The sequence below is a fragment of the Salibacterium aidingense DSM 18341 genome (assembly GCF_000429685.1).
Classification (GTDB): Bacteria; Bacillota; Bacilli; order Bacillales; family Marinococcaceae; genus Salibacterium; species Salibacterium aidingense.
Map to the genome: position 1 here is coordinate 227,933 of NZ_AUCI01000006.1, position 20,462 is coordinate 248,394.

Annotated in this window: 16 protein-coding genes; 1 reads left to right on the top strand and 15 read right to left on the bottom strand. The window is 48.0% G+C overall.

The window, feature by feature from the left end:
• Positions 1 to 224 precede the first annotated feature (224 nt).
• From uvrA to G475_RS0107285, 4 genes are all read right to left on the bottom strand, one after another.
• A complete protein-coding gene (gene uvrA, locus G475_RS0107265) occupies positions 225 to 3,110 on the bottom strand; it encodes an excinuclease ABC subunit UvrA (RefSeq protein WP_026700710.1) in 2,886 nt (961 codons plus the stop codon).
• Between the two features lie 5 nt (positions 3,111 to 3,115).
• Complete coding sequence (gene uvrB / locus G475_RS0107270) at positions 3,116 to 5,092, bottom strand: excinuclease ABC subunit UvrB (RefSeq protein WP_026700711.1); 1,977 nt, start codon at positions 5,090 to 5,092, stop codon at positions 3,116 to 3,118.
• A 697-nt stretch (positions 5,093 to 5,789) separates the two neighbouring features.
• A complete protein-coding gene (locus tag G475_RS0107280; RefSeq protein WP_026700713.1) occupies positions 5,790 to 6,983 on the bottom strand; it encodes a PDZ domain-containing protein in 1,194 nt (397 codons plus the stop codon).
• A 97-nt stretch (positions 6,984 to 7,080) separates the two neighbouring features.
• Positions 7,081 to 8,565 carry a S41 family peptidase gene (locus tag G475_RS0107285; RefSeq protein ID WP_051302264.1) on the bottom strand — a complete coding sequence of 495 codons (1,485 nt, stop codon included), beginning with the start codon at positions 8,563 to 8,565 and terminating at the stop codon, positions 7,081 to 7,083.
• A gap of 236 nt (positions 8,566 to 8,801) precedes the next feature.
• Between G475_RS0107285 and G475_RS0107295 the strand changes: the two genes are divergently transcribed.
• Positions 8,802 to 9,923 (top strand): cysteine desulfurase family protein, encoded by a 1,122-nt coding sequence (locus G475_RS0107295; RefSeq protein ID WP_026700715.1) that lies wholly within the window; start codon positions 8,802 to 8,804, stop codon positions 9,921 to 9,923.
• On the opposite strand, the gene tatC is transcribed toward G475_RS0107295, so the two are convergent.
• From tatC to prfB, 11 genes are all read right to left on the bottom strand, one after another.
• On the bottom strand, positions 9,920 to 10,666 hold the full coding sequence (tatC, locus tag G475_RS0107300; protein WP_026700716.1) for a twin-arginine translocase subunit TatC: 747 nt from the start codon (positions 10,664 to 10,666) through the stop codon (positions 9,920 to 9,922). The genes G475_RS0107295 and tatC overlap by 4 nt on opposite strands.
• A 15-nt stretch (positions 10,667 to 10,681) precedes the next feature.
• The gene (gene tatA / locus G475_RS0107305; RefSeq protein WP_026700717.1) at positions 10,682 to 10,900 is read right to left on the bottom strand and encodes a twin-arginine translocase TatA/TatE family subunit; all 219 of its coding nucleotides are present in this window, start codon (positions 10,898 to 10,900) and stop codon (positions 10,682 to 10,684) included.
• Positions 10,901 to 10,984: 84 nt separating this feature from the next.
• Complete coding sequence (locus G475_RS0107310; RefSeq protein WP_026700718.1) at positions 10,985 to 12,724, bottom strand: GMC family oxidoreductase; 1,740 nt, start codon at positions 12,722 to 12,724, stop codon at positions 10,985 to 10,987.
• 15 nt (positions 12,725 to 12,739) lie between these two features.
• Entirely contained in the window at positions 12,740 to 13,492 is a 753-nt protein-coding gene (locus G475_RS0107315; RefSeq protein WP_026700719.1) for a gluconate 2-dehydrogenase subunit 3 family protein, read from the bottom strand.
• Positions 13,493 to 13,928: 436 nt separating this feature from the next.
• Entirely contained in the window at positions 13,929 to 15,185 is a 1,257-nt protein-coding gene (locus G475_RS0107320; RefSeq protein ID WP_026700720.1) for a murein hydrolase activator EnvC family protein, read from the bottom strand.
• A 35-nt stretch (positions 15,186 to 15,220) separates the two neighbouring features.
• Positions 15,221 to 16,114, bottom strand: a complete 894-nt coding sequence (gene ftsX, locus G475_RS0107325) for a permease-like cell division protein FtsX (protein ID WP_026700721.1) — start codon at positions 16,112 to 16,114, stop codon at positions 15,221 to 15,223.
• The gene (gene ftsE, locus G475_RS0107330; RefSeq protein WP_026700722.1) at positions 16,104 to 16,790 is read right to left on the bottom strand and encodes a cell division ATP-binding protein FtsE; all 687 of its coding nucleotides are present in this window, start codon (positions 16,788 to 16,790) and stop codon (positions 16,104 to 16,106) included. The genes ftsX and ftsE overlap by 11 nt, the downstream gene beginning before the upstream one ends.
• Positions 16,791 to 17,201: 411 nt before the next feature.
• A complete protein-coding gene (locus tag G475_RS0107340; protein ID WP_026700724.1) occupies positions 17,202 to 17,531 on the bottom strand; it encodes a c-type cytochrome in 330 nt (109 codons plus the stop codon).
• 63 nt (positions 17,532 to 17,594) lie between these two features.
• On the bottom strand, positions 17,595 to 18,461 hold the full coding sequence (locus G475_RS0107345) for a YitT family protein (RefSeq protein WP_026700725.1): 867 nt from the start codon (positions 18,459 to 18,461) through the stop codon (positions 17,595 to 17,597).
• A gap of 23 nt (positions 18,462 to 18,484) precedes the next feature.
• Entirely contained in the window at positions 18,485 to 19,270 is a 786-nt protein-coding gene (locus G475_RS0107350) for an SDR family oxidoreductase (RefSeq protein WP_026700726.1), read from the bottom strand.
• Between the two features lie 69 nt (positions 19,271 to 19,339).
• Positions 19,340 to 20,444, bottom strand: a protein-coding gene (prfB, locus tag G475_RS0107355; protein ID WP_156911643.1) for a peptide chain release factor 2 whose coding sequence is annotated in 2 segments (ribosomal slippage) — positions 19,340 to 20,371 and positions 20,373 to 20,444 — 1,104 coding nt in all. Because the reading frame shifts where the segments join, the coding sequence is not laid out codon by codon here.
• Between the last annotated feature and the right edge of the window lie 18 nt (positions 20,445 to 20,462).

A 20,462-nucleotide genomic window follows, 5' to 3' on the forward strand; every position in this document is an offset into this window, starting at 1 on the left:
ATCCCTTCCTTTTATTCAATTTAAGGGTATTTCGCAAACATGATTGCTTATTCCTTTATACGTCAACGATACCGTTTCCGTTTCAATATTTCTTCCGTCTGAAGTCGGAGTCCCTCTCCCTCTGGTGCCCGTTTTTCCGTTCGTAAAGGAAAAAGCTGCTCCGCAGAAAAAAGCAAATGGCCGGTTCGCGGTATCCATTTCTCGTCTGCAGGGCAGCTTTCATGTTAGGAAGAGGAAGGCTCCGCCACCTGCCGGGCAGCTGCCAATCGTTCTTCCATCCGTTTTTGTTCCCGCTCTAAAATTGGTTTCAAATAATAGCCGGTGTAAGATTGTTTATCTTCCGCTACGTTTTCAGGAGACCCGGTGGTTACAATTTTACCGCCGCCGTCTCCTCCTTCCGGTCCGAGATCAATAATATGATCTACCGTTTTGATCACATCCAGGTTATGCTCAATGATAATAACAGTATCCCCATTATCCACTAACCGCTGCAATACTGTCATCAACCGGTCTATATCATCGACATGCAGCCCTGTGGTGGGTTCATCAAGAATATAAAGAGACTTTCCGGTAGAGCGGCGCTGCAGCTGGCTGGCAAGTTTCACCCGCTGCGCTTCCCCTCCGGAGAGCGTTGTCGCCTGCTGGCCCAGAGTAATGTAGCCTAATCCCACATCATACAGGGTTTGGATTTTCCGCCTGATTTTCGGGATGTTTTCGAAGAAAGAAAGAGCTTCTTCTACGGTCATGGCCAGGACATCCGCTATATTTTTTCCTTTGTAGCGTATGTCAAGTGTATCTCGATTATACCTCGTTCCGCCGCACTCTTCACATGGAACATAAACGTCCGGCAGAAAATGCATTTCAATCTTGATAATTCCGTCCCCTTTGCAGGCTTCACAGCGCCCGCCTTTAACGTTGAAGCTGAACCTTCCTTTTTTATAACCTCTTGTTTTAGCTTCGTTAGTCATCGCGAACACATCACGAATGTCATCAAACACCCCGGTATAAGTTGCCGGATTAGAGCGGGGAGTGCGGCCGATCGGGGATTGGTCAATATCCACAACCTTTTCCAGCTGTTCTATTCCCTCTACTTTTTTATGGGCTCCTGGTTTATCCTTGCCGCGGTGAAGCTTCTGCGCCAGTGATTTATATAAAATATCATTGATCAGTGTGCTTTTACCCGAACCAGATACTCCGGTTACCGCCGTCAGCAGACCAAGCGGAACCTTGGCATTAACATTACGAAGGTTGTTTTCCCGTGCTCCCTTTATCGTAACCCACCTGTTCTGAGGCTGCCTGCGGACCGCGGGGAGCGGAATGAATTTTGCCCCGGACAGATACTGGCCGGTTAATGATTCTCTGTCTTCCTTTATTTCATCCGGAGTTCCCTCCGAGACAACGTAACCGCCGTGAACTCCCGCTCCAGGGCCGATATCTACGATATGATCGGCAGCAAGCATCGTATCTTCATCATGCTCTACTACAATAAGCGTATTCCCGAGATCACGCATTCTTTCAAGAGTTTGAATAAGACGATTGTTATCGCGCTGATGCAGGCCGATAGAAGGTTCATCCAGAATATACAGAACCCCCATTAGAGACGAGCCGATCTGGGTGGCCAGACGGATACGCTGCGCTTCTCCGCCTGATAAGGTTCCAGCTGATCTGCTCAGTGTCAGATAATCAAGACCGACATTAATTAGAAAACCAAGTCTCTCTTCAATTTCCCGTAAAATAAGCCGTGCAATGGTGAGCTCTTTCTCCGACAGTTCAAGATACTCAAAAAAGCTCCTCGCATCTTTAATGGAAAGGTCAGCAACCTCGCCGATATGGCTTCCTCCAACCTTGACTGCCAGACTTTCTTTACGCAGACGGTGACCTTTGCACGTCGGGCAGTTGGTCTTGGCCATATACTGTTCCATCTGTTCCCGGATAAAGTCGGAAGAGGTCTCGTGATAACGGCGGGACACATTGTTCAGCACGCCTTCAAAATAAATATTCCGTTCCGTAATACGGCCGCGGTCGTTTTCATAGCGGAAGGTCATTCGCTCTTTGCTGCTTCCGTGCAGCAGAATGTCCACTTTCTCTTGCGGCAGCTCTTTCACCGGGGTATTCATATCAATATTAAAGTGACGGCAGACCGAAGACAGAAGCTGCGGATAATAATTTGAGCTGGTCGGCTCCCAGGCTGCAATCGCATGATCATTCAGCGTCCGGTCCCAGTCGGGGATCACCAGTTCTTCATCCACTTCCAGTTTACTACCTAATCCATCACAAGAAGGGCAGGCGCCGAAGGGACTGTTAAACGAGAACAGCCGCGGTTCCAGCTCACCAATGGAGAATCCGCAGTGTGGACAAGCATGGTGCTGATTAAACAGAAGTTCCTCTCCATCAATAACATCAGCCATTGCTTTCCCGCCGCTTAATTCAAGGGCGGTTTCCAGAGAATCCGACAGACGCGTATCAACACCTTCTTTGATAACCACCCGGTCTACAACAACTTCAATATCATGTTTTTTGTTCTTTTCAAGGCTGATTTCCTCACTGACTTCCCGCATCTCCCCATCGACACGAACCCGGACAAACCCTTTTTTCTTGAGGTCATCCAGTACTTTTACATGCTCTCCCTTACGCCCTGATATCAATGGAGCCAGAATCTGCATTTTGGTACGTTCCGGATATTCCATCATCATATCCACCATCTGCTGGACAGTCTGAGATGAAATTTCCACTCCGTGTTTCGGACAAATCGGCCGTCCTACCCGGGCAAACAAAAGGCGCAGGTAGTCATAGATTTCTGTGACCGTTCCCACGGTGGAACGCGGATTACGGCTGGTTGTTTTCTGGTCAATCGATATAGCAGGGGAAAGCCCCTCAATTGAATCGACGTCCGGTTTATCCATTTGTCCCAGAAACTGTCTGGCATAAGCGGACAGTGATTCTACATAACGGCGCTGTCCTTCCGCGTAAATGGTGTCAAAGGCAAGCGACGACTTCCCGGATCCCGATAAACCAGTTAACACGACCAATTTACCGCGGGGAATGGTCACGTCGATATCCTTCAGGTTATGGGAACGGGCTCCTTTGATCTGCAAATTTTCTACCGACATAATCGTCATCCTTCCGCTTTTAATTCAAGTAACATATCACGAAGTTCGGCCGCGCGTTCAAATTGAAGGTCTTTGGCGGCACTTTTCATTTCCGCTTCCATTTCGTCTATAACTTTCTGACGCTCTTTTTTACTCATTTTATCAAGAGCTGGTTTATCAAAGTCTTCTTTTTCATCCGAAGCAATGGTAGCCTGAATCAGTTCCGGTATTTCTTTTTGGATAGTTTTTGGTGTGATGCCGTGCTTTTCATTGTATTCTTTCTGAATCGCGCGGCGCCGGTTCGTTTCTTCGATCGCTGTATTCATCGATTTCGTGATGTTATCGGCATACATAACAACATGTCCGTTTGCATTTCGCGCCGCGCGTCCCATCGTCTGAATGAGAGAACGTTCGGCCCGGAGGAATCCCTCTTTATCTGCATCCAAAATCGCAACAAGAGAAACTTCTGGTATATCGAGCCCTTCCCGGAGCAGGTTGATGCCGACCAGCACATCAAATTCTCCGAGCCGCAGCTGCCGGACAATGTCGATCCGCTCCAGCGTTTTCACTTCCGAGTGCAGGTATTTCACGCGGATACCGACTTCCTTTAAATAGGAAGTCAGATCTTCTGCCATTTTTTTCGTAAGCGTTGTGACGAGAACCCTTTCATTACGCTCCCGCCGCTCGTGGATTTGTCCAATCAAGTCATCAATCTGTCCTTCAATCGGCTTTAATTCAATCGTTGGATCGAGCAGGCCGGTCGGACGGATAATTTGTTCAATCACTCCCGGTGAATGTTCGAGCTCATAAGGACCTGGGGTGGCTGATACATACACTACCTGCTGCAGCCGGTTTTCAAATTCCTCAAACTGCAGCGGCCGGTTATCCATGGCAGAAGGCAGACGGAACCCGTGATCCACCAGGACCTGCTTCCGCGCCCGGTCCCCTTTGAACATCCCGTTGACCTGCGGCAGGGTGACGTGCGATTCGTCCACCACCAACAGAAAATCGTCCGGGAAAAAGTCCATCAGCGTATAAGGAGATTCCCCGGGACTGCGGAACGTCAGATGACGGGAATAGTTTTCGATCCCGGAACAGAATCCCATTTCACGCATCATCTCCAGATCATATTTCGTACGCTGCTCCAGACGCTGCGCCTCGAGTTCTCTTCCTTTATCCCGAAAAGCCTGAAGCTGCTGCTCCAGTTCCTTCTCTATATTCTCAATCGCCCGCTGCATCTTTTCCTCCCGCGTCACAAAGTGGGACGCGGGGAAAACAGCAACATGCTGGCGCTCTCCCAGTATTTCACCGGTTAGAGCATCCACTTCCGTAATCCGGTCGATTTCATCGCCGAAAAACTCGACACGGATGCAATGTTCATCGCGGGAAGCCGGGAATATTTCTACGACATCCCCGCGCACCCGGAACGTCCCGCGCACAAAGTTAATGTCATTTCGTTCATACTGGATGTCAACTAACTCTCTTAAAAGCGTGTTCCGTTCTTTTTCCATATCCTTGCGCAGAGAAAGCACAAGATCCCGGTACTCCTCCGGGGAACCCAGCCCGTAAATACAGGAAACACTAGCCACAATGATCACGTCATTTCGTTCAAACAGCGCACTGGTGGCGGAGTGCCGTAATTTATCTATCTCATCATTAATACTGGCGTCTTTTTCAATATACATGTCGGTGGAAGGAACATATGCTTCCGGCTGGTAGTAATCATAATAACTGACAAAATACTCTACCGCATTATTGGGAAACAGTTCCTTAAACTCGTTGTAAAGCTGGCCTGCCAGCGTTTTATTATGAGCCATAACCAGAGTGGGCTTGTTCACATTCTGAATAACATTGGAAACCGTGAATGTTTTCCCCGTTCCCGTCGCCCCCAGCAGAGTTTGGTGTTTTTCTCCACGCTGCAGTCCCTTCGTAAGAGCTTCAATCGCTTCCGGCTGGTCGCCCTCGGGGGCATAGCCGGAAACCAGTTTAAATGTTTCATTCATTATGTCGCCCCCATTTATTACACTCAAGTTTATTCCAAATTCGTACATTACCGCTTATACATTATACCACATCTTACATCAATTTAAACGACTTATTCGAATATATGTTCGTTTTTTTATTAAAAAAATACATGCGGAACGTATGGTAGGACCGCACGTGTATCAAAGGAACGATGTCTTTTTGGTTATCCTTCACAAGCATCCTGCCGGAAGCTTTCCACTTGCTTCGTATAGCTTATGGTTTTTATCCAAATTTGTTCTGGCAGGGGCAGCAGCATCTTCGAACAACTGGCGGGAGCCATGCAGGGAAACTGGAGGACATGAGAGCGGAATGCATGTATTCTAATGATCTCCACTTGGGGATGGAGGCCAGTAAACTTTCCTTTTTTCTTTTCGTAACCGCCAAAAGCATTTGGGGGCCGGCCCTTCTTCTTTTTTCTTTGCTAATAGGGGCAAAAGCCGATGTGGAGGACATTAAAAGCTTCGTTCCGTTGCTTTGTGTCCTCCACGACTGTCTTCAGATTCCAGATCTTTACTGTCCCCCCTGAGGTATCCAGAAATCGAAACCGGACATCAAACGCAAAGTCCCTTCAAAAGGAGAAACCCATTCAATTGCTGTCCTTCAGGCACACCGCTTTCTAAAAAGATGTGCCTTAATAAACACGTCCGCTGCTGAATTCTGCTTTAGCCGTCCTTTCTATAGCTGCACACCGGAGACAGGGTATTCTTCTTTTTCTTTTACCGTCAGCACCCCGATTTCATGGTGTTCGTTGTCATATACGGCGGATTGGACATGGCGGAGTTCCCCGTTTATATCCAGTACTTCCACTTTGCAGTATGCAGAGTTTTTCTGAAGCCCTTTATAAAATTCTCTTTCCGTATGAACCGGCAGTCCGTTCACTTTCATGATGGTTTCCCCCGGTGCAAGACCCATTTTTGCGGCCGGGGATTCCGGGAGAACCGCTAAAATCAAGACTCCATGGGAACGCGGCCTGAAAAACGCCGGCCTGCTGCTTTCTTCCGTATTCCGCCATACAATCAGCGCTTCCCGGAGCACAAACACGATAACAGCGGTGTATAAAACGGCTTCGGGATAATAAAAAGAAACAGCGGCTCCCACCCCGGCTGCGAGCCCGAGCATAATAATCCGCAGGCCTGTCCGTTTCACAGCTGGCGCAGGAAGTGTGTGAAAGATAGAGTAATCTGCTCCGACCGCAAGGGGAAGGATAAACAGAGCCAAACCTCCTTCTCCTGCCGAAAGAAGCGGCCACCAGGAAACAGGGTCAATCATCCCTTCAGGAACAAACATGACGGACGGGACCAGCCAAATCCGCCGAAGCCGGTGGGCCCCCACCCACTTTCCGCGGGTGCTTTTCACTATCACCGGAGAGGTATTCTGCTTCCCATTGCGGAGTACAAGCAGCCCTTCCAGCACAATGAACGCAGCAAGCCAGATCAGCACAGGCTGGTAATTCATCTCTTCCAGGACCTGAAACCAGCTGTCCACCATCTGATTTCCCGTTTCCCAAACCGGTAAAAAGAGAGCAAGAATGATCGCGGCGCTCACGGTGAAAGCCGGAGAAAGCCACTGTATCCGTCCTGTAAGCAGAATGAGAAAAACAAGGAGAGATACCAGACCTATAAAGACGAGAGGAATAGCCATACCTGTCACCACCACAATGATCGATAACAAAGCTCCTGCGGCCAATCCTGGTAAAAGGGGAGCCGTAACGTCAAAAGCTGCCCGGAACATCCGGGTATGAAATGAAGCACGTTCTTTTTTTACGCGAAGGATGCCAAGCACAAACATCGCGACAGGAATCACATATGTAAGCGGATGAACAAAAAATCTTCCGAAACCCTGTAACAGTTCCCAGCCTATGTCACTCATGGCGGTTACTCCTCCTTTATTATGACAAAAGCGCAGCGTTTACTGCGCTTTTTTTATTCTATTCTGTCTGCCTTCCTCTCCGTAAGGAACCCGGCTGTTATTCCGAAATTTTATCCACCATAACTTCAAGAGCTTTATTCAGCTGTTTGTCATTTTCCTGATCCCGTATTAATTCCAATAGATCCTGATTCATCCGGCCGGCCGTGTCTTCATCAATCATTCCTGTAACAGAAAGCTCTTCTGCGGACTCCTGGTAACTGCGGACGGCTTCCGCTGTCTGCCCGTCAAAGTAGCCATCTGTTCGGCCTGGATCGTAACCAAGCCCCTTCAGCATTTGCTGGGCAATCTCCACCTGTTCTCCGTTTGCTTCTTCCTTCAATTCATTCTCAGGGGAGAGCGCGGCCGAATAAAAGTATTCCGGCTGTTCTACTTCCACTGTCGGTTTGACGCCTTTTTCATGTATCCAGTTGCCGTCGGAGGTCAGCCATTTGAACATGGATAACTTCAGCTGGCTTCCATCTCCCAGCTCCATCGACTGCTGAACGGTTCCTTTCCCATAAGTGGTCTGGCCGACCAGTTCATAATCGCCTGCTTCTTTCAGGGCTGCCGCAAGGATTTCAGACGCGGAAACACTGCCTTCGTCAATTAAGCCAACGATTGGGTATTCTTTTTTCTCATCCAATGTTGAGATGGATCGGGTCGTATTGCCGTCTGGTTCCTGAATCTGAACCACCGGTTCATCGCCGGGAATAATCAGGTCCCCAATATCTTCTACACTATTCAAAAAGCCGCCGGGGTTGCCCCGCACGTCAATCAATAACCCATCAATGCCTTCCTCTTCCAGTGAGTTTAACTGCTCCTCAAATTCGGAGGCTGTATCTTCAGAAAAGGAGGTCAATTCCAACAGGCCGATCGTCTTTCCGTTGTGTTCTATCGTATCCGAATGAACGGTTTCAATCGGAATCTTATCCCGTTCCACATCAACTTTGAAAGGTTCCGAAGAGCCCTGCCTCTGAACAGTCAGTGTAACCGTAGAACCTTTTTCTCCGCGGATCTTCAGCACTGTCTCATTTAGAGTGTCGCCTTCTGTACTTTCGCCATCGACTTCAAGAATCTGGTCATTCGGCTGCAGGCCTGCTTTTTCAGCGGGGGATCCGCCAAATGGGGATACGATCGTTACCGTATCATCCACCATGCTCACTTCCGCCCCGATTCCTTCAAAAGAAGATTCGAGCGACTGATTAAACTGAGAAGCCGTCTCTTCATCCATGTAAGCGGAATGAGGATCATCCAGTTCATCCACCATCCCTTTTAACGCGCCTTCCCATAGTTTTTCTTCCTCTACATCTTCTACGTATTGGTTCTCAATCATTTGATAGACTTGTTCTACTTTATCCATGCCCTCCGCCGCAGTATCAGCGTCCGCCTGCTCTTGGGTGTTACCCTTTTGATCGGAGTTAGAAGCAGAAGAAGGGCCGTCGCCGGGCTGGTCGTTTATATTCATGCCGGCAAACACACCACCGGCTCCTGATATAAGAACAGCACCGGTTACCGCTGAAGCCAGCTTCACTTTCCATTCCATTGTGTTTACACCTCAGCTCTATATTTTTCCCGCTTTTTCATCAGTTGTGTCATCGGCGTCATTCTTCTATTCTAGCATGAATCTCGATTTCAACAAATATTATTGGATGAAAAAAACAGTCCCTGGCATACGGAACTGTCCACATTTCGATCCCCCTCCCTCCGTACCTTGTTTTAACAACATTTTTATTATATTGTTTGGGTAAGACAGTACTTACCATAAAGGAGAGACCGGGATTGGGCTATATATACATGGATTACAATGCGAGTACTCCGATTGCTCCAGAGGTTAAAGAAACGATGCTGAAACTGCTTGATGAAGCGTACGGAAATCCTTCCGCTTCCCATTGGGCCGGCATTCCGGCAAAAGAAGCAGTCGAGCAGGCGCGGGAAGAAACGGCTTCTCTCATCGGAGCTTCTCCCGAAGAAATTGTATTTACAAGCGGAGGCACCGAATCAAATAATCATGTCTTGAAAGGAATATTTCATACGTATAAAGAAAAGGGCCATATCATCACTTCCAACGCCGAACATCCTGCTATTCAAGAGCCTTGCCGCTATCTTGAAGAACAGGGGGCCCCCGTAACGTTCCTGGGAACGGATGCTTATGGCCGCGTGGATCCAGCTGATGTAGAAGCGGCCATAACAGAAAATACAAAGCTCATTTCTATTATGCATGCCAATAACGAAACAGGGACCATTAACCCAATTGAGCAGATAGCCGCTGCTGCCCGCCGGCACAATGTTTTCATGCACACGGATGCGGCACAGTCGATTGGTAAAATCCCGGTGCATGTGAAGGACCTGGATGTTGACTTTTTATCTATCGCCGGCCATAAACTTTATGCGCCCAAGGGAATAGGCGCTTTATATATACGCAGCGGAAATACTCTGCCTTCCTTCATGCATGGGGCAGGTCATGAACAGGGGCGCAGAGCCGGAACAGAAAACGTAGTGCTTGCTGCTGCGCTGGGGAAAGCATGCACCCTTGCCGCCGGGGCGGACCAGACCGGCCTCCGGCATCTCCGTGATGACTTTTGGGAACGGCTTCAGAAAACGTTCGGCAACGCTGTGGTATTAAATGGTCACCCAGAAAAACGGCTTCCCAATACGTTAAACGTTAGTTTTGCCGGTCCTGCCGGACAGGAGCTGTTGGCGGAAATCCCGGAACTGGCGGCTTCAACCGGTTCCGCCTGCCATTCCGGTTCGGTTACCCTGTCCCCGGTACTGAAAGCAATGGGAACGGATCCCGAAATCGGCAAAGGCGCGATTCGTTTCAGCCTGGGGCGGTACTCTGAAAAAAATGATATTATTCAGGTCACGGAAAAGCTGGAAAAAGCCATGAAGCGGCTGTCCTAAGCCGGAGATTGCGGCTGCTCCGCCTTCCTTTTTTTCTTGTACATGACGCTGGAAAGCAGCACCCCCAGCTCATATAAACCAAAAAGCGGACCTAATACAATAACCTGTGACATTACATCCGGCGGTGTAATCAGAGCAGAGATCACAGCCATGAGGATATAACCATATTTTCTTATTTCCTTTAATTTCTGCGGAGTCACTGCCCCGATAGCGGTTAGAAACATAAGAAACAGAGGCACTTCAAACAAGAAACCAAGAGGAATCGAGGTCATCAGCATAAAGGAAAAGTATTCTTTCGCCGTGATCATCATATCAAAATGGGTCGTGCCGAGGCTCATTAAAAACTGGTACACCGTAGGAAATATGACAAAAAATCCGAATAGCAGCCCGGTGATAAAACTGAAGAAAATCCCCGGGAGGAAGGTCAGCGCCGTTTTGCTTTCCTTTTTCGTCAAGGCAGGTCTTACAAATTTCCAGGCCTGATAACCGATAAACGGCGCTGACACACCTAAACTTAAACTTCCGGCAATACCGGTATAAAACCTTACCACGTCCAGCGGCCCCAGCATCACAAGCTGGTTTTCATCCGTCAGCAGCGGCACGACATAATTGATAGAGAGGAGAAAAAGTACAAAACATACCACAAAAAAAACGGAGGAGCTGATCACCGCTTTTCGAAGGTCTGTGATATGTTCTACCAGGGTCTGTTCTTCGTTTTTCTTTGGTACATGTACCTCATTCATGCTGGGCCCCCTGCGTTATACGGAAGATTCATCTTTGTTTTTCTTTGCCTGGCCTTCACTTTTGCTTGGTTTCGGTTCTTCATCATTCATAATACTGTTTGCTGATTTTTTAAACTCTGACAATGTCTGGCCCACGGCGGAACCGATTTCCGGCAGTTTTTTCGGACCGAAAATAATCAGCGTAATCACCAGAATAATAATCAAACCAGGCACTCCAATATTTGTAAGACTCATCGTACTCTCTCCTTCCTTTCAGGAAAAATTGGGAAGGAGACAGGCTATTCTTCTCTGCTCGGAACTAGCCTGCCTCTCTTTCGGTTATACTTTTTTGCTGCTGTGTCTCGCTGTCACCAGCTGTCCGTTTTCTTCCCTGAACTTCATGATCCCTTCCGCGGCGCGGTAGGCCAGTGCTCCTACGGTTCCGGTAGGATTATACCCGCCGTTATGGGCAAAAGCGGAGGATCCAACCACAAATAGATTATCGACATCCCACATTTGCAGGTAATTATTGACGGCGGAGGTTTCTGGGTCTCCCCCCATAATGACCCCCCCTGTGTTATGGGTGGTCTGATAAGGAACAATGCTGTAGTGGTCACTGATTTCTCTTGGTTCTACAGTATCCGCCCCCATTTCTTTCACAATCTCCGCACACTTTTCACTTAAATAATCATGCAGGTTGCGGTCCTGTTCTGTATAATCATAGGTCATGCGCAAAAGCGGCTGTCCGAATATATCTTTATAATCCGGGTCAAGACTCAGGTAGTTATCCCGGTGCGGGATCGAGGCACCCTGGGCTCCCACAGACAAGACCCGGTGATAATATTTAATCGACTGGGATTTGAATTCCTGCCCCCAGTTCGGGGTCCCGTTTGGTACGGTATTGTTATTAATCGGGCGCTGTCCTGTCTGTGTAATGGTAGCCACCCCGCCGTGAATAAAGTTTACATCCGAATGGTCAAAGTTATCTCCGTTATAATCGTCAATGGCAGCCCCCAGAGATCCAGCTCCCATATACGTGTTAAATTTCTCTTCTTCGAAAAACCCATTAGCTCCGGGTAAAATTTGATAGCAGTAATTTTTGCCGATCACTCCGGAGCCTGTTTCCGGATCATAAGGACGGCCAATGCCGGAATTAAGGAGCAGCCGGACGTTGTTCATCACATAGCTTGTCAGCACCACAACATCCGCCGGCTGGATAAATTCATCGCCGGTCTGGAGATCCACGTATTTCACGCCAGTCACTTTCCCCCCGTCGTAAACAAGTTCTGTCACATTGGCGTGCATTCTTAATTCAAAATTTCCTGTATCCTGCGCCGTAGGGATCACAGTGACATTAGGTGATGATTTGGCTCCGTATTCACAGCCGAATCGTTCGCAGAACCCACAGTACTGGCATTGATAAACGGTCTGCCCATCCGGATTCTCATACGATTCAGATAAATTCCCGGATGGAATGTGAAAAGGATGAAGATCCAGATTATTTGCGGCGTCTTTAAATCGCTGCGTAATCGGTGTTTCCTTCATCGGAGGTGTCGGATACGGTTTACTGCGCGGCGCCCCGTTCGGGTTGTCCTCCCCACTGATGCCGGCCATTTCTTCGAACTTGTAAAAATACGGTTCTAGTTCGTCATAGGTAATGCCCCAATCCTGAAGGGTATAATCGGCCCCCAGTTTATCCGGACCATATTTTTCATCGGTTTTGGATTTAATCTGCAGATCGTACGGTAAAAAACGCCAGGTTTGACCGTTCCAATGCACCCCGGCTCCGCCCAGGCCTTCTCCGAGTAGAAAGGAACCGAGCTGCCGCATCGGAAGGGCCCTTTCGTCGCGGTGATTTCGAAATGTGATGGTTTCGCGGGAAAGATCCTGCATTAATTCGTACCGAATCGCATAGCGGTATTCATCGTGAACGTGTTGAAAATCCTCGGTCGATCTTGGTTTTCCTCGCTCCAGGCCAACGACCTGAACGCCCTGCTTGGCGAGTTCTGCTGCGATAATTCCGCCGGTCCAGCCCACTCCTACGGTAAGTACTTCTACTTTATCCAGTGTTTTTGCCACGTTATTTTCCCACCTTTATTCTGAGACTATATGTGCCCGTAATGGCTGGGGCTCTTTATTAATAAACTCTTCTTCTTCAATTTCTTCAATATAGCTCATGTAGCTGCCTGGGAATTCCTTCATTAACCAGCCTTTCATGTTTCCATTTCCGCCATAGAGCGGATCCGAATACGCTCCTTCCAACGTAGCGGAACGGAGAAGTTCAAAGAAGGTACTTGACGTTACTCCTTTTAGAGCCACGTCGTTATCCTGAAACTTTTGCAGAATCTGATCCTGCTGATCTCCTTCCAGCCCTGTGAACGAGGAATCAAATTCTTTCCGGCTTTCTTCTTCTATTCCTTTGATCCCAACATCAAACACCTCGTGCCGTTTCAGCCTGGTTTGATAGCCCTGAAAATCGGAGCCCGGGTAAAACGGTCCCTGCATGTATTCTCTGTCATTGTGCCCATAGGAGCCGGCTAACTGGTGATCGATAAAAAAGGGAACTCCCAGTTCGATGGCACCGGGCCCATTATCATCAGCTGGAAAAATTCGTTCGACAGCTGCGCTGAGAAGTTCAAAATCACTTTGCCTTGTGAAATGCATAAGGGCGCGGTTAAAATCATTGACAGAATTCTCTCCATTGGAATTCTGCTGTGTCCCGCGCAACAAATCTCTGCCCAGGAAGGTTCCGAGAAAACCGCCTCCGATAGCTCCTCCTGCAACATAGCTTGAATTTTTAAGAAAACGGCGGCGCGACATGGTCGAGCGCTCCTCATTTTCCGCCATCCTCCTGCCTCCTTTCCTAACTTTCTCTATACTGTGTCCATCTCAAGGAAAATATATACTTTCATTAGTATTTTCTGGTGCAATCTGAACCTGGCGGCGTACAATTGGATAGAACAAGACGGAAAAGGACTGAAACAATAAGTAAATGGAATGGGACAATAAGAAATCGGCCCAGAGTAGTAAGTAAACCCAGCTTGGTAAATGACCCTGAACCATGAGAAAAACACTAATGACGAGAAATAAATCGGGGAAAATCCTGACAATCTTGGAGGGCAGCCAGTGGCTGGTCTGAGTTTCCTACCAATTGTAAGGGCGGTTGAAACAAAGGGGAGAAAATGAAAGAGGAGTCCGGCCAACCTTCAAAAAGTTTCTACTTTACTACTACATGAAAAAGCACCCTTTTCCGCGCGGGATTAGGGTGCTCCTTTGAATTCTATTATTCAAGATAGTTTCGTGGATTCACAGCGTTTGATTTGGAGCCGTTCCATGGTCCTTCATGTACTTCAAAATGAAGGTGTTTGCCCTGGGAAGCGCCGGTGTTGCCCATCATGCCGATCTTATCTCCGCGGGAAACGCTTTGTCCGCTTGATACATTGGTGGATGACATATGAGCGTACAGGGTGGTAATCTGCTGGCCGTCAACTTGGTGGGAAATCATTACTGTATTTCCGTACCCATTCATATAGCCGGCTTTTACCACGGTCCCGCTTGCCGCTGCCACGATCGGCACACTAGAACGGCCGCCTGATCCAATATCAATGCCGAAATGGGTTCTTCCCCAGCGCGCTCCGAATTCCGAGGTATAGGAGCCTGTCGCTGGTTTCATCAGGGAACCTCCGCTGTCGGAAGGAGTGTCCGCCTCCATGGTGCCGGCGCTGTTATTCTGCGATTCCTGTGCTGCGCGTTTTTCTGCCTGCCGCTGTTCATAAGCCTCCAGCTCTTTTTTCGCAGCTTCTTCCTGTTCTTTCAGCAGCTCTTCATCATCCTGCAGGGAAACAAGGGTTTCTTCCAGGCCGTGTTCTTCGTCTTCCAGATCTCCGAGAATATTACGCTTTTCTTCGCGCTGCTCTTCCTGATCCGCCTTTAAATCCTCAAGATCAGCGAGGGCGGCTTCCAGTGAATCGCGTTCCTCTTCTACTTCTTTCTTCGCTTCTTCCAGTTCATTCTGGTCCTTGATGTGAGCTTCCAGAATCTCTTTGTCCTGGTCTGCGATGGTGTTCAAAGCCGAAACACGGTCCAGAAAGTCGCCGAAACTTTTCGCTCCCATTAACACTTCCAGATAGTCCACGGACCCGCCGTTTTTATACATCGCATTTACCCGGTCTTTCAGAAGTTCATCGCGTTCTTCAATCCGCTTCTGAAGTTCATCAATCCGATCCTCCAGCTTGTCAATCCGTTCTTCGGTTTCCTCGATGTCTTCCTCTTTTTCCCGGATGTTTTCATTCGTCTCTGTCATTTTTTCATCCAGGCTGCGGATCTCGTCATTGATCTCCTGTATTTCTTCTTCCAGCGCTTCAATTTCTTCTTTGGTTTCTTCCGAATCAGCTTCCGTACTTTCCCGCTTATCCTGGAGCTCGTTAATTTTATCCCGGAGCTCTTCGCCATCCGCCTCAGCAGTATCCACGGAAGTTCCATAAGCCAGCCCGGAAGCCGTAATGAATATAAGCAGTGTCTGCAAGAATCGTTTTCTCATCCCAACGGTTCCTCCTCTATCTTTTCCCAGCGAAACTAAACTTTTAAAAATTTACGGACAGACGTAATACTTCCCCAGACTCCCACTAAAATGCCGATTCCGACCAATACGAGGGAAACCTGTAATGTTAATGGAAAAATAGGCAGCATTTCCGCAAAATTCAGGCTGAGCCTGTCCGCATAATTGTCATATAAATAGTGATAACCCGTGATCACTGCCGCAATCGGCAGCACCGAGCCTGCCACCCCGAGAAGCAGCCCTTCTACAAAAAACGGCCATCGAATAAAGCCATTGGCTGCTCCCACCAGCTTCATAATCTGGATTTCTCTCTGTCTGGCGACGATCGTCAATTTGATGGTATTGGAGATCAAAAACATCGCTGTAAACATAAGTCCCAAAACGAGAACAATCCCAATCACACGTAAAATCTTGGTAACATTGAACAGCTGCTCGACCACCTGCTCTCCGTAATCCACCGAGTCAATGTAAGGAAGCTCTCTAGCCTCTTCCGCAACATTTTCAGTCAGCTGCGGTTCAGCGGCCTGGAGGATAAATGCATCATTCAAAGGATTTTCGTCCCGCAGAGATTCAAACGCTTCGCTGTTTTCACCGAGACTTTCAATCAGTTGATCCAATCCTTCATCCTTGCTCAAGTATGTAACACTTTCTACATTCTCCAGGTCTTTTAATTGTTCTTCGAGTTCTGCCTGCTCTTCATCCGACGTAGCGAGTTCAATATAGACTCTGACTTCGACGTCTTCTTCCACGGAAGACATGAAATTGTTCATATTCATGATGAGCAGCAGAAATACACCAACCACCAGCAGCATGATCGTGACGGCACTGATGGAGGCAAAGCTCATCCAGCCGTTGCGGCCAAGGTTTTTCACGCCTTCTTTGCTGTGACGGAGAAGGGTCCTACCTTTCATAACCATAGTCCCCCCTGAACTCATCACGAACAATCCTGCCTGCCTCGATAGCTATCACCCGTTTCTTTATCGCGTTTACAATTTCGCGATTATGGGTAGCCATAAGAATAGTCGTGCCGTTTCGATTAATGTTTTCGAGGATATCCATAATCTCCCAGGAGGTGTCCGGGTCCAGATTACCGGTAGGCTCGTCCGCTATCACCACACGCGGATAATTCACGATAGCCCTGGCAATCGATACCCGCTGCTGTTCTCCTCCTGATAGTTCATCCGGCAGAAAACGTGCCTTGTTCTTCAGTCTGACCACATCAAGAACTTCCATCACCCGTTTTCGTATAACATCCCGGGGCTCTTCGATCACTTCAAGGGCAAAGGCTACATTTTCAAACACGGATAATTTCGGGAGCAGTTTAAAATCCTGAAACACCACGCCGATTTTTCTGCGCAGATAAGGGACGTCCTTTTCCTTCAGCGTCGTCAAATCTGTGCCGTGAATCCGGATAATACCTTCTGAAGGTTTTTCCTCCCGGTAAATCATTTTTATAAAAGACGATTTTCCAGCGCCGCTTGGCCCGACGATGTAAACAAATTCCCCTTTTTCAATGACCACTTCGATGTTGTTCAATGCATTAACGCCATTGGCGTACGTTTTCGACACGTTGTTCATTTCTATCATTCAATCACTTCCTGAAGCAAACGTATTCTAAGTTGTTTTTCCTTCGATGGTTGTCCACTTTCCTCTTTACATGAAAAGATACTTGGGCAAAAGCGCCAAGCATTCTGGATGTTTTCCGCTGCGCGGTGCGTGCGTCTTTCATGTTGAAAAACATAGAGAATCGGAGTATCTTGTCATCTTCCATGACACATTATATCATCTTTCGGGAACAAAAAATGCTAAAAAAGTATTACATTTTTATTTCAATGTAGAAATTATAAAATTAAGCAATTTTATGATTGCTGTTTTATCAGGGTTTTTGCTTCATTTTCGCTGTAATAAAAAATTAGGCTGATTTAATTGTAGGTTAAAAGTCCTGTAAAAAAGAGAGAAAAAAGGACCGGTTTCCACCGGTCCTTCCCGTCGTAATACTTATTGATCCGCGACCCACGCCGCTACATTTTCTGCTTCGTCTCCTTCAATGATATTGGGCGGCATTCCATTTCCGCCGTTTTCAATCATCGACAGAACATCTTCCTGGGATAAATCATTGTCTGCCAGGGCCGGGCCGCTTTGACCTTCAAGATTTTCGCCGTGGCACTGCAGACAGTTGGAATCGTAACTTTCCTGGGCAGCCTGTGCATCGTACGAGCCGCCGTCTTCACCGCCGCCTGTGTCCCCGGCTTCGTCATCGCCGCCTCCGCCGCAGGCACCAAGCACTAAAACGAGACTTCCCACAAGCGTAACCAAAGTTTTCTTCATGGTGATAACCTCCTTGGGCTTATCATGGACAGATTTTTTCATTTCATTATTATACCCGGGTGTTTATTTTTTAAAACCCTTTCCAAGAACTTCTGTGGCGTTTGAAACCACGACAAATGCTTCGGAATCTACGGATTGTACCAGATGTTTCAATTTGGTGACTTCCGTACGGTTTACAACACACATAAGGACAGGTTTTGGTTCTTTCGTATAGCCGCCCTCGCCTGTCAATCTTGTCACACCCCGGTCGACTTCATTCAATATTACGTGCTGGACACTTTCTTCCTCCCGGGTAATGATCAAAGCAACCTTCGCATATCCCACACCGGTTTGAACAACATCAATGGTTTTCCCAGTCACAAAAAGGGCAATCAGAGCATATAACGCGTATTCCAGGCTGAATACAAAAGCGGAAGTCGTCACGATCAGCCCGTCCATAATGAATACACAGGCTCCGAGCGAGGCACCGGTGTATTTATGTATAATCTGCGCAATTAAGTCGGTGCCGCCGGTAGAAGCATGGGCCCGAAAAACCAGACCCAGACCGGCCCCTACCCCGATACCACCGAATAAGGCAGCCAGCAGCGGGTCCTGCACAGCGGCATCGACGTTTCTCGTCAAATAGATGACCAATGGCACAAACAGGGTGCCTGCCAGTGTTTTGCCTCCATAGGTTAAACCGCCTAATAATAAGATCCCCGCAACAAATACGGGGATATTCAAGCTCCACAGCGTGAGCGCCGGTTCAATGCCGGTTACTTCATAAACAATCGTCGCAAAACCGCTTAATCCCCCGGAAGCGATGCGATTCGGAAGCAAAAACAGATTATAGGAAACAGCCAGAATCATCGAACCAGCCAATATGAAAAAAGTATTCAAAGTGACCTGGAGATTTTTTGGCATCGGCTCCCGCTGCTTTTTCCAATTCATGTGAGCCTCTCCCCCATTTATTATCAGTATGCTTTGACAACGCCGCCTTCGACCAGCAGCGTCTGGCCGGTAACGTACGTATTGGCACCAGAGCCGTAAAAGACTACGTGTTTTGCAAACTCTTCCGGCGTTCCATAACGACCCAGAGGTATCGCTTCTTCACTTTCGGCCCTCACGTTTTCAAACGACGTTCCCCGTCTTTCCGCTTTTGCCTCATCCAGCGCCTTCGTCCGGTCTGTCGCAATCCGGCCCGGCCCAATCGTATTAATCAAAATGCCATCCGCGGCAAGCTCCCGGGCCAGGCTTTTGGCCAAACCTGCAATCCCCATTCGAAACGTATTAGAAAGAATCAAATGATCCACCGGCTCTTTTACCGAAGAGGAAGCGATATTGACGATGCGGCCCTCATTTTTTCTTAATTCCGGAAGGGCAGCCCGGATGGCTCTTATAAAACTGAACAGGGTTAATTCAAACGCCTGCTGCCAGTCTTCATCGCTCATATCTTTAAAGGAACCGCCCTTTGGGCCGCCGGCATTGTTTACGAGCACGTCAATACGTCCCATCTTATCCTGAGCTTCCTGCATCAAAGCCTGGATATCCTCGGACTTCGTGATATCGCAGACCTGCCAGTATACCGGGGTCTCCGTTTCCACACTAATCTCTTTCGCTGTTTTTTGAAGACTTTCTTCGTTCCGGCCGCTGATCATCACCTGGGCCCCTTCCAGAGCAAACTGCCTGGCGGATTCTTTTCCCAGCCCTTTACTTGAAGCAAGCACGACCGCGGCTTTTCCTTTTAACTCCAGATCCATACGGCGTTCCTCCTTTTTACAAAGCCAGGGTCCGGCTCTGCAGGAGCCAGACCCTTTGCGGCTTCATTATTAAATGTCCATGCTTGATCGTAAATAATCATTAATGAAAGGATCAATCCCGCCATCCATGACAGCTGAGGTGTTTCCTATTTCCCGGTTGGTCCGATGGTCTTTCACCATGTTGTAGGGATGAAACACATACGAGCGGATTTGACTTCCCCAGCCGATTTCTTTCTGTTCTCCTCTGATTTCATCCAGTTCTTTCTGGTGCTCTTCCAGTTCTCTTTGATACAGTTTACCTCTTAGCATTTTCATGGCCGCTTCCCTGTTTTTCAGCTGGGAGCGTTCGTTTTGACAGGTCACGATAATATTGGTCGGCAGGTGGGTAATCCGCACCGCTGAATCCGTGGTGTTGACATGCTGGCCGCCTGCTCCGCTGGAACGGTACGTATCAATCCGCAGGTCTTCGTTATTGATTTTAACTTCAACATCATCATCCATTTCCGGCATGACCTCACAGGAGGCAAAGGACGTATGGCGGCGTCCGGATGAATCAAACGGAGAAATCCGCACGAGGCGGTGCACCCCTTTTTCAGCTTTTAAATAACCATAGGCGTTATACCCTTTAATATGCAGCGTGACACTTTTCAGGCCTGCCTCATCACCGGCCAGATAATCAAGCGTCTCTACTGTAAATCCTTTATTTTCTGCCCACCGTTTATACATACGGAGCAGCATTTCCGCCCAATCCTGGGATTCTGTTCCACCTGCTCCCGGGTGCAGCTCTAAGATTGCGTTATTTTTATCATAGGGTTCGTTTAACAGCATGTTTAATTCGAATTCATCGACTTGTTTTTTCAACGTCCGCACGCCTTTTTCCAATTCCTCCTGGAGTTCTTCGTCCTGCTCTTCTTTTACCAGATCATAAGTGAGCTCCAGATCATCGTAAGCCTCTGCCAGTTCCTTGTATCCATGAACAGTATTTTTGAGGGCGTTGGATTCATCAATAACTTTTTTTGATTCGTCCGGCTGGTCCCAAAAACCCGGTTCCGTCATTTTTTGTTCCAGTTCTGCAATGCGGTCTTCTTTTTCCGTCAGGTCAAAGAGACCCCCTGAAATCTGCTAAACGTTTACTGATATTTGTTAGTTCGTGCTGCATTTCTGCCATATCCATACGACGTCACCTCAATTA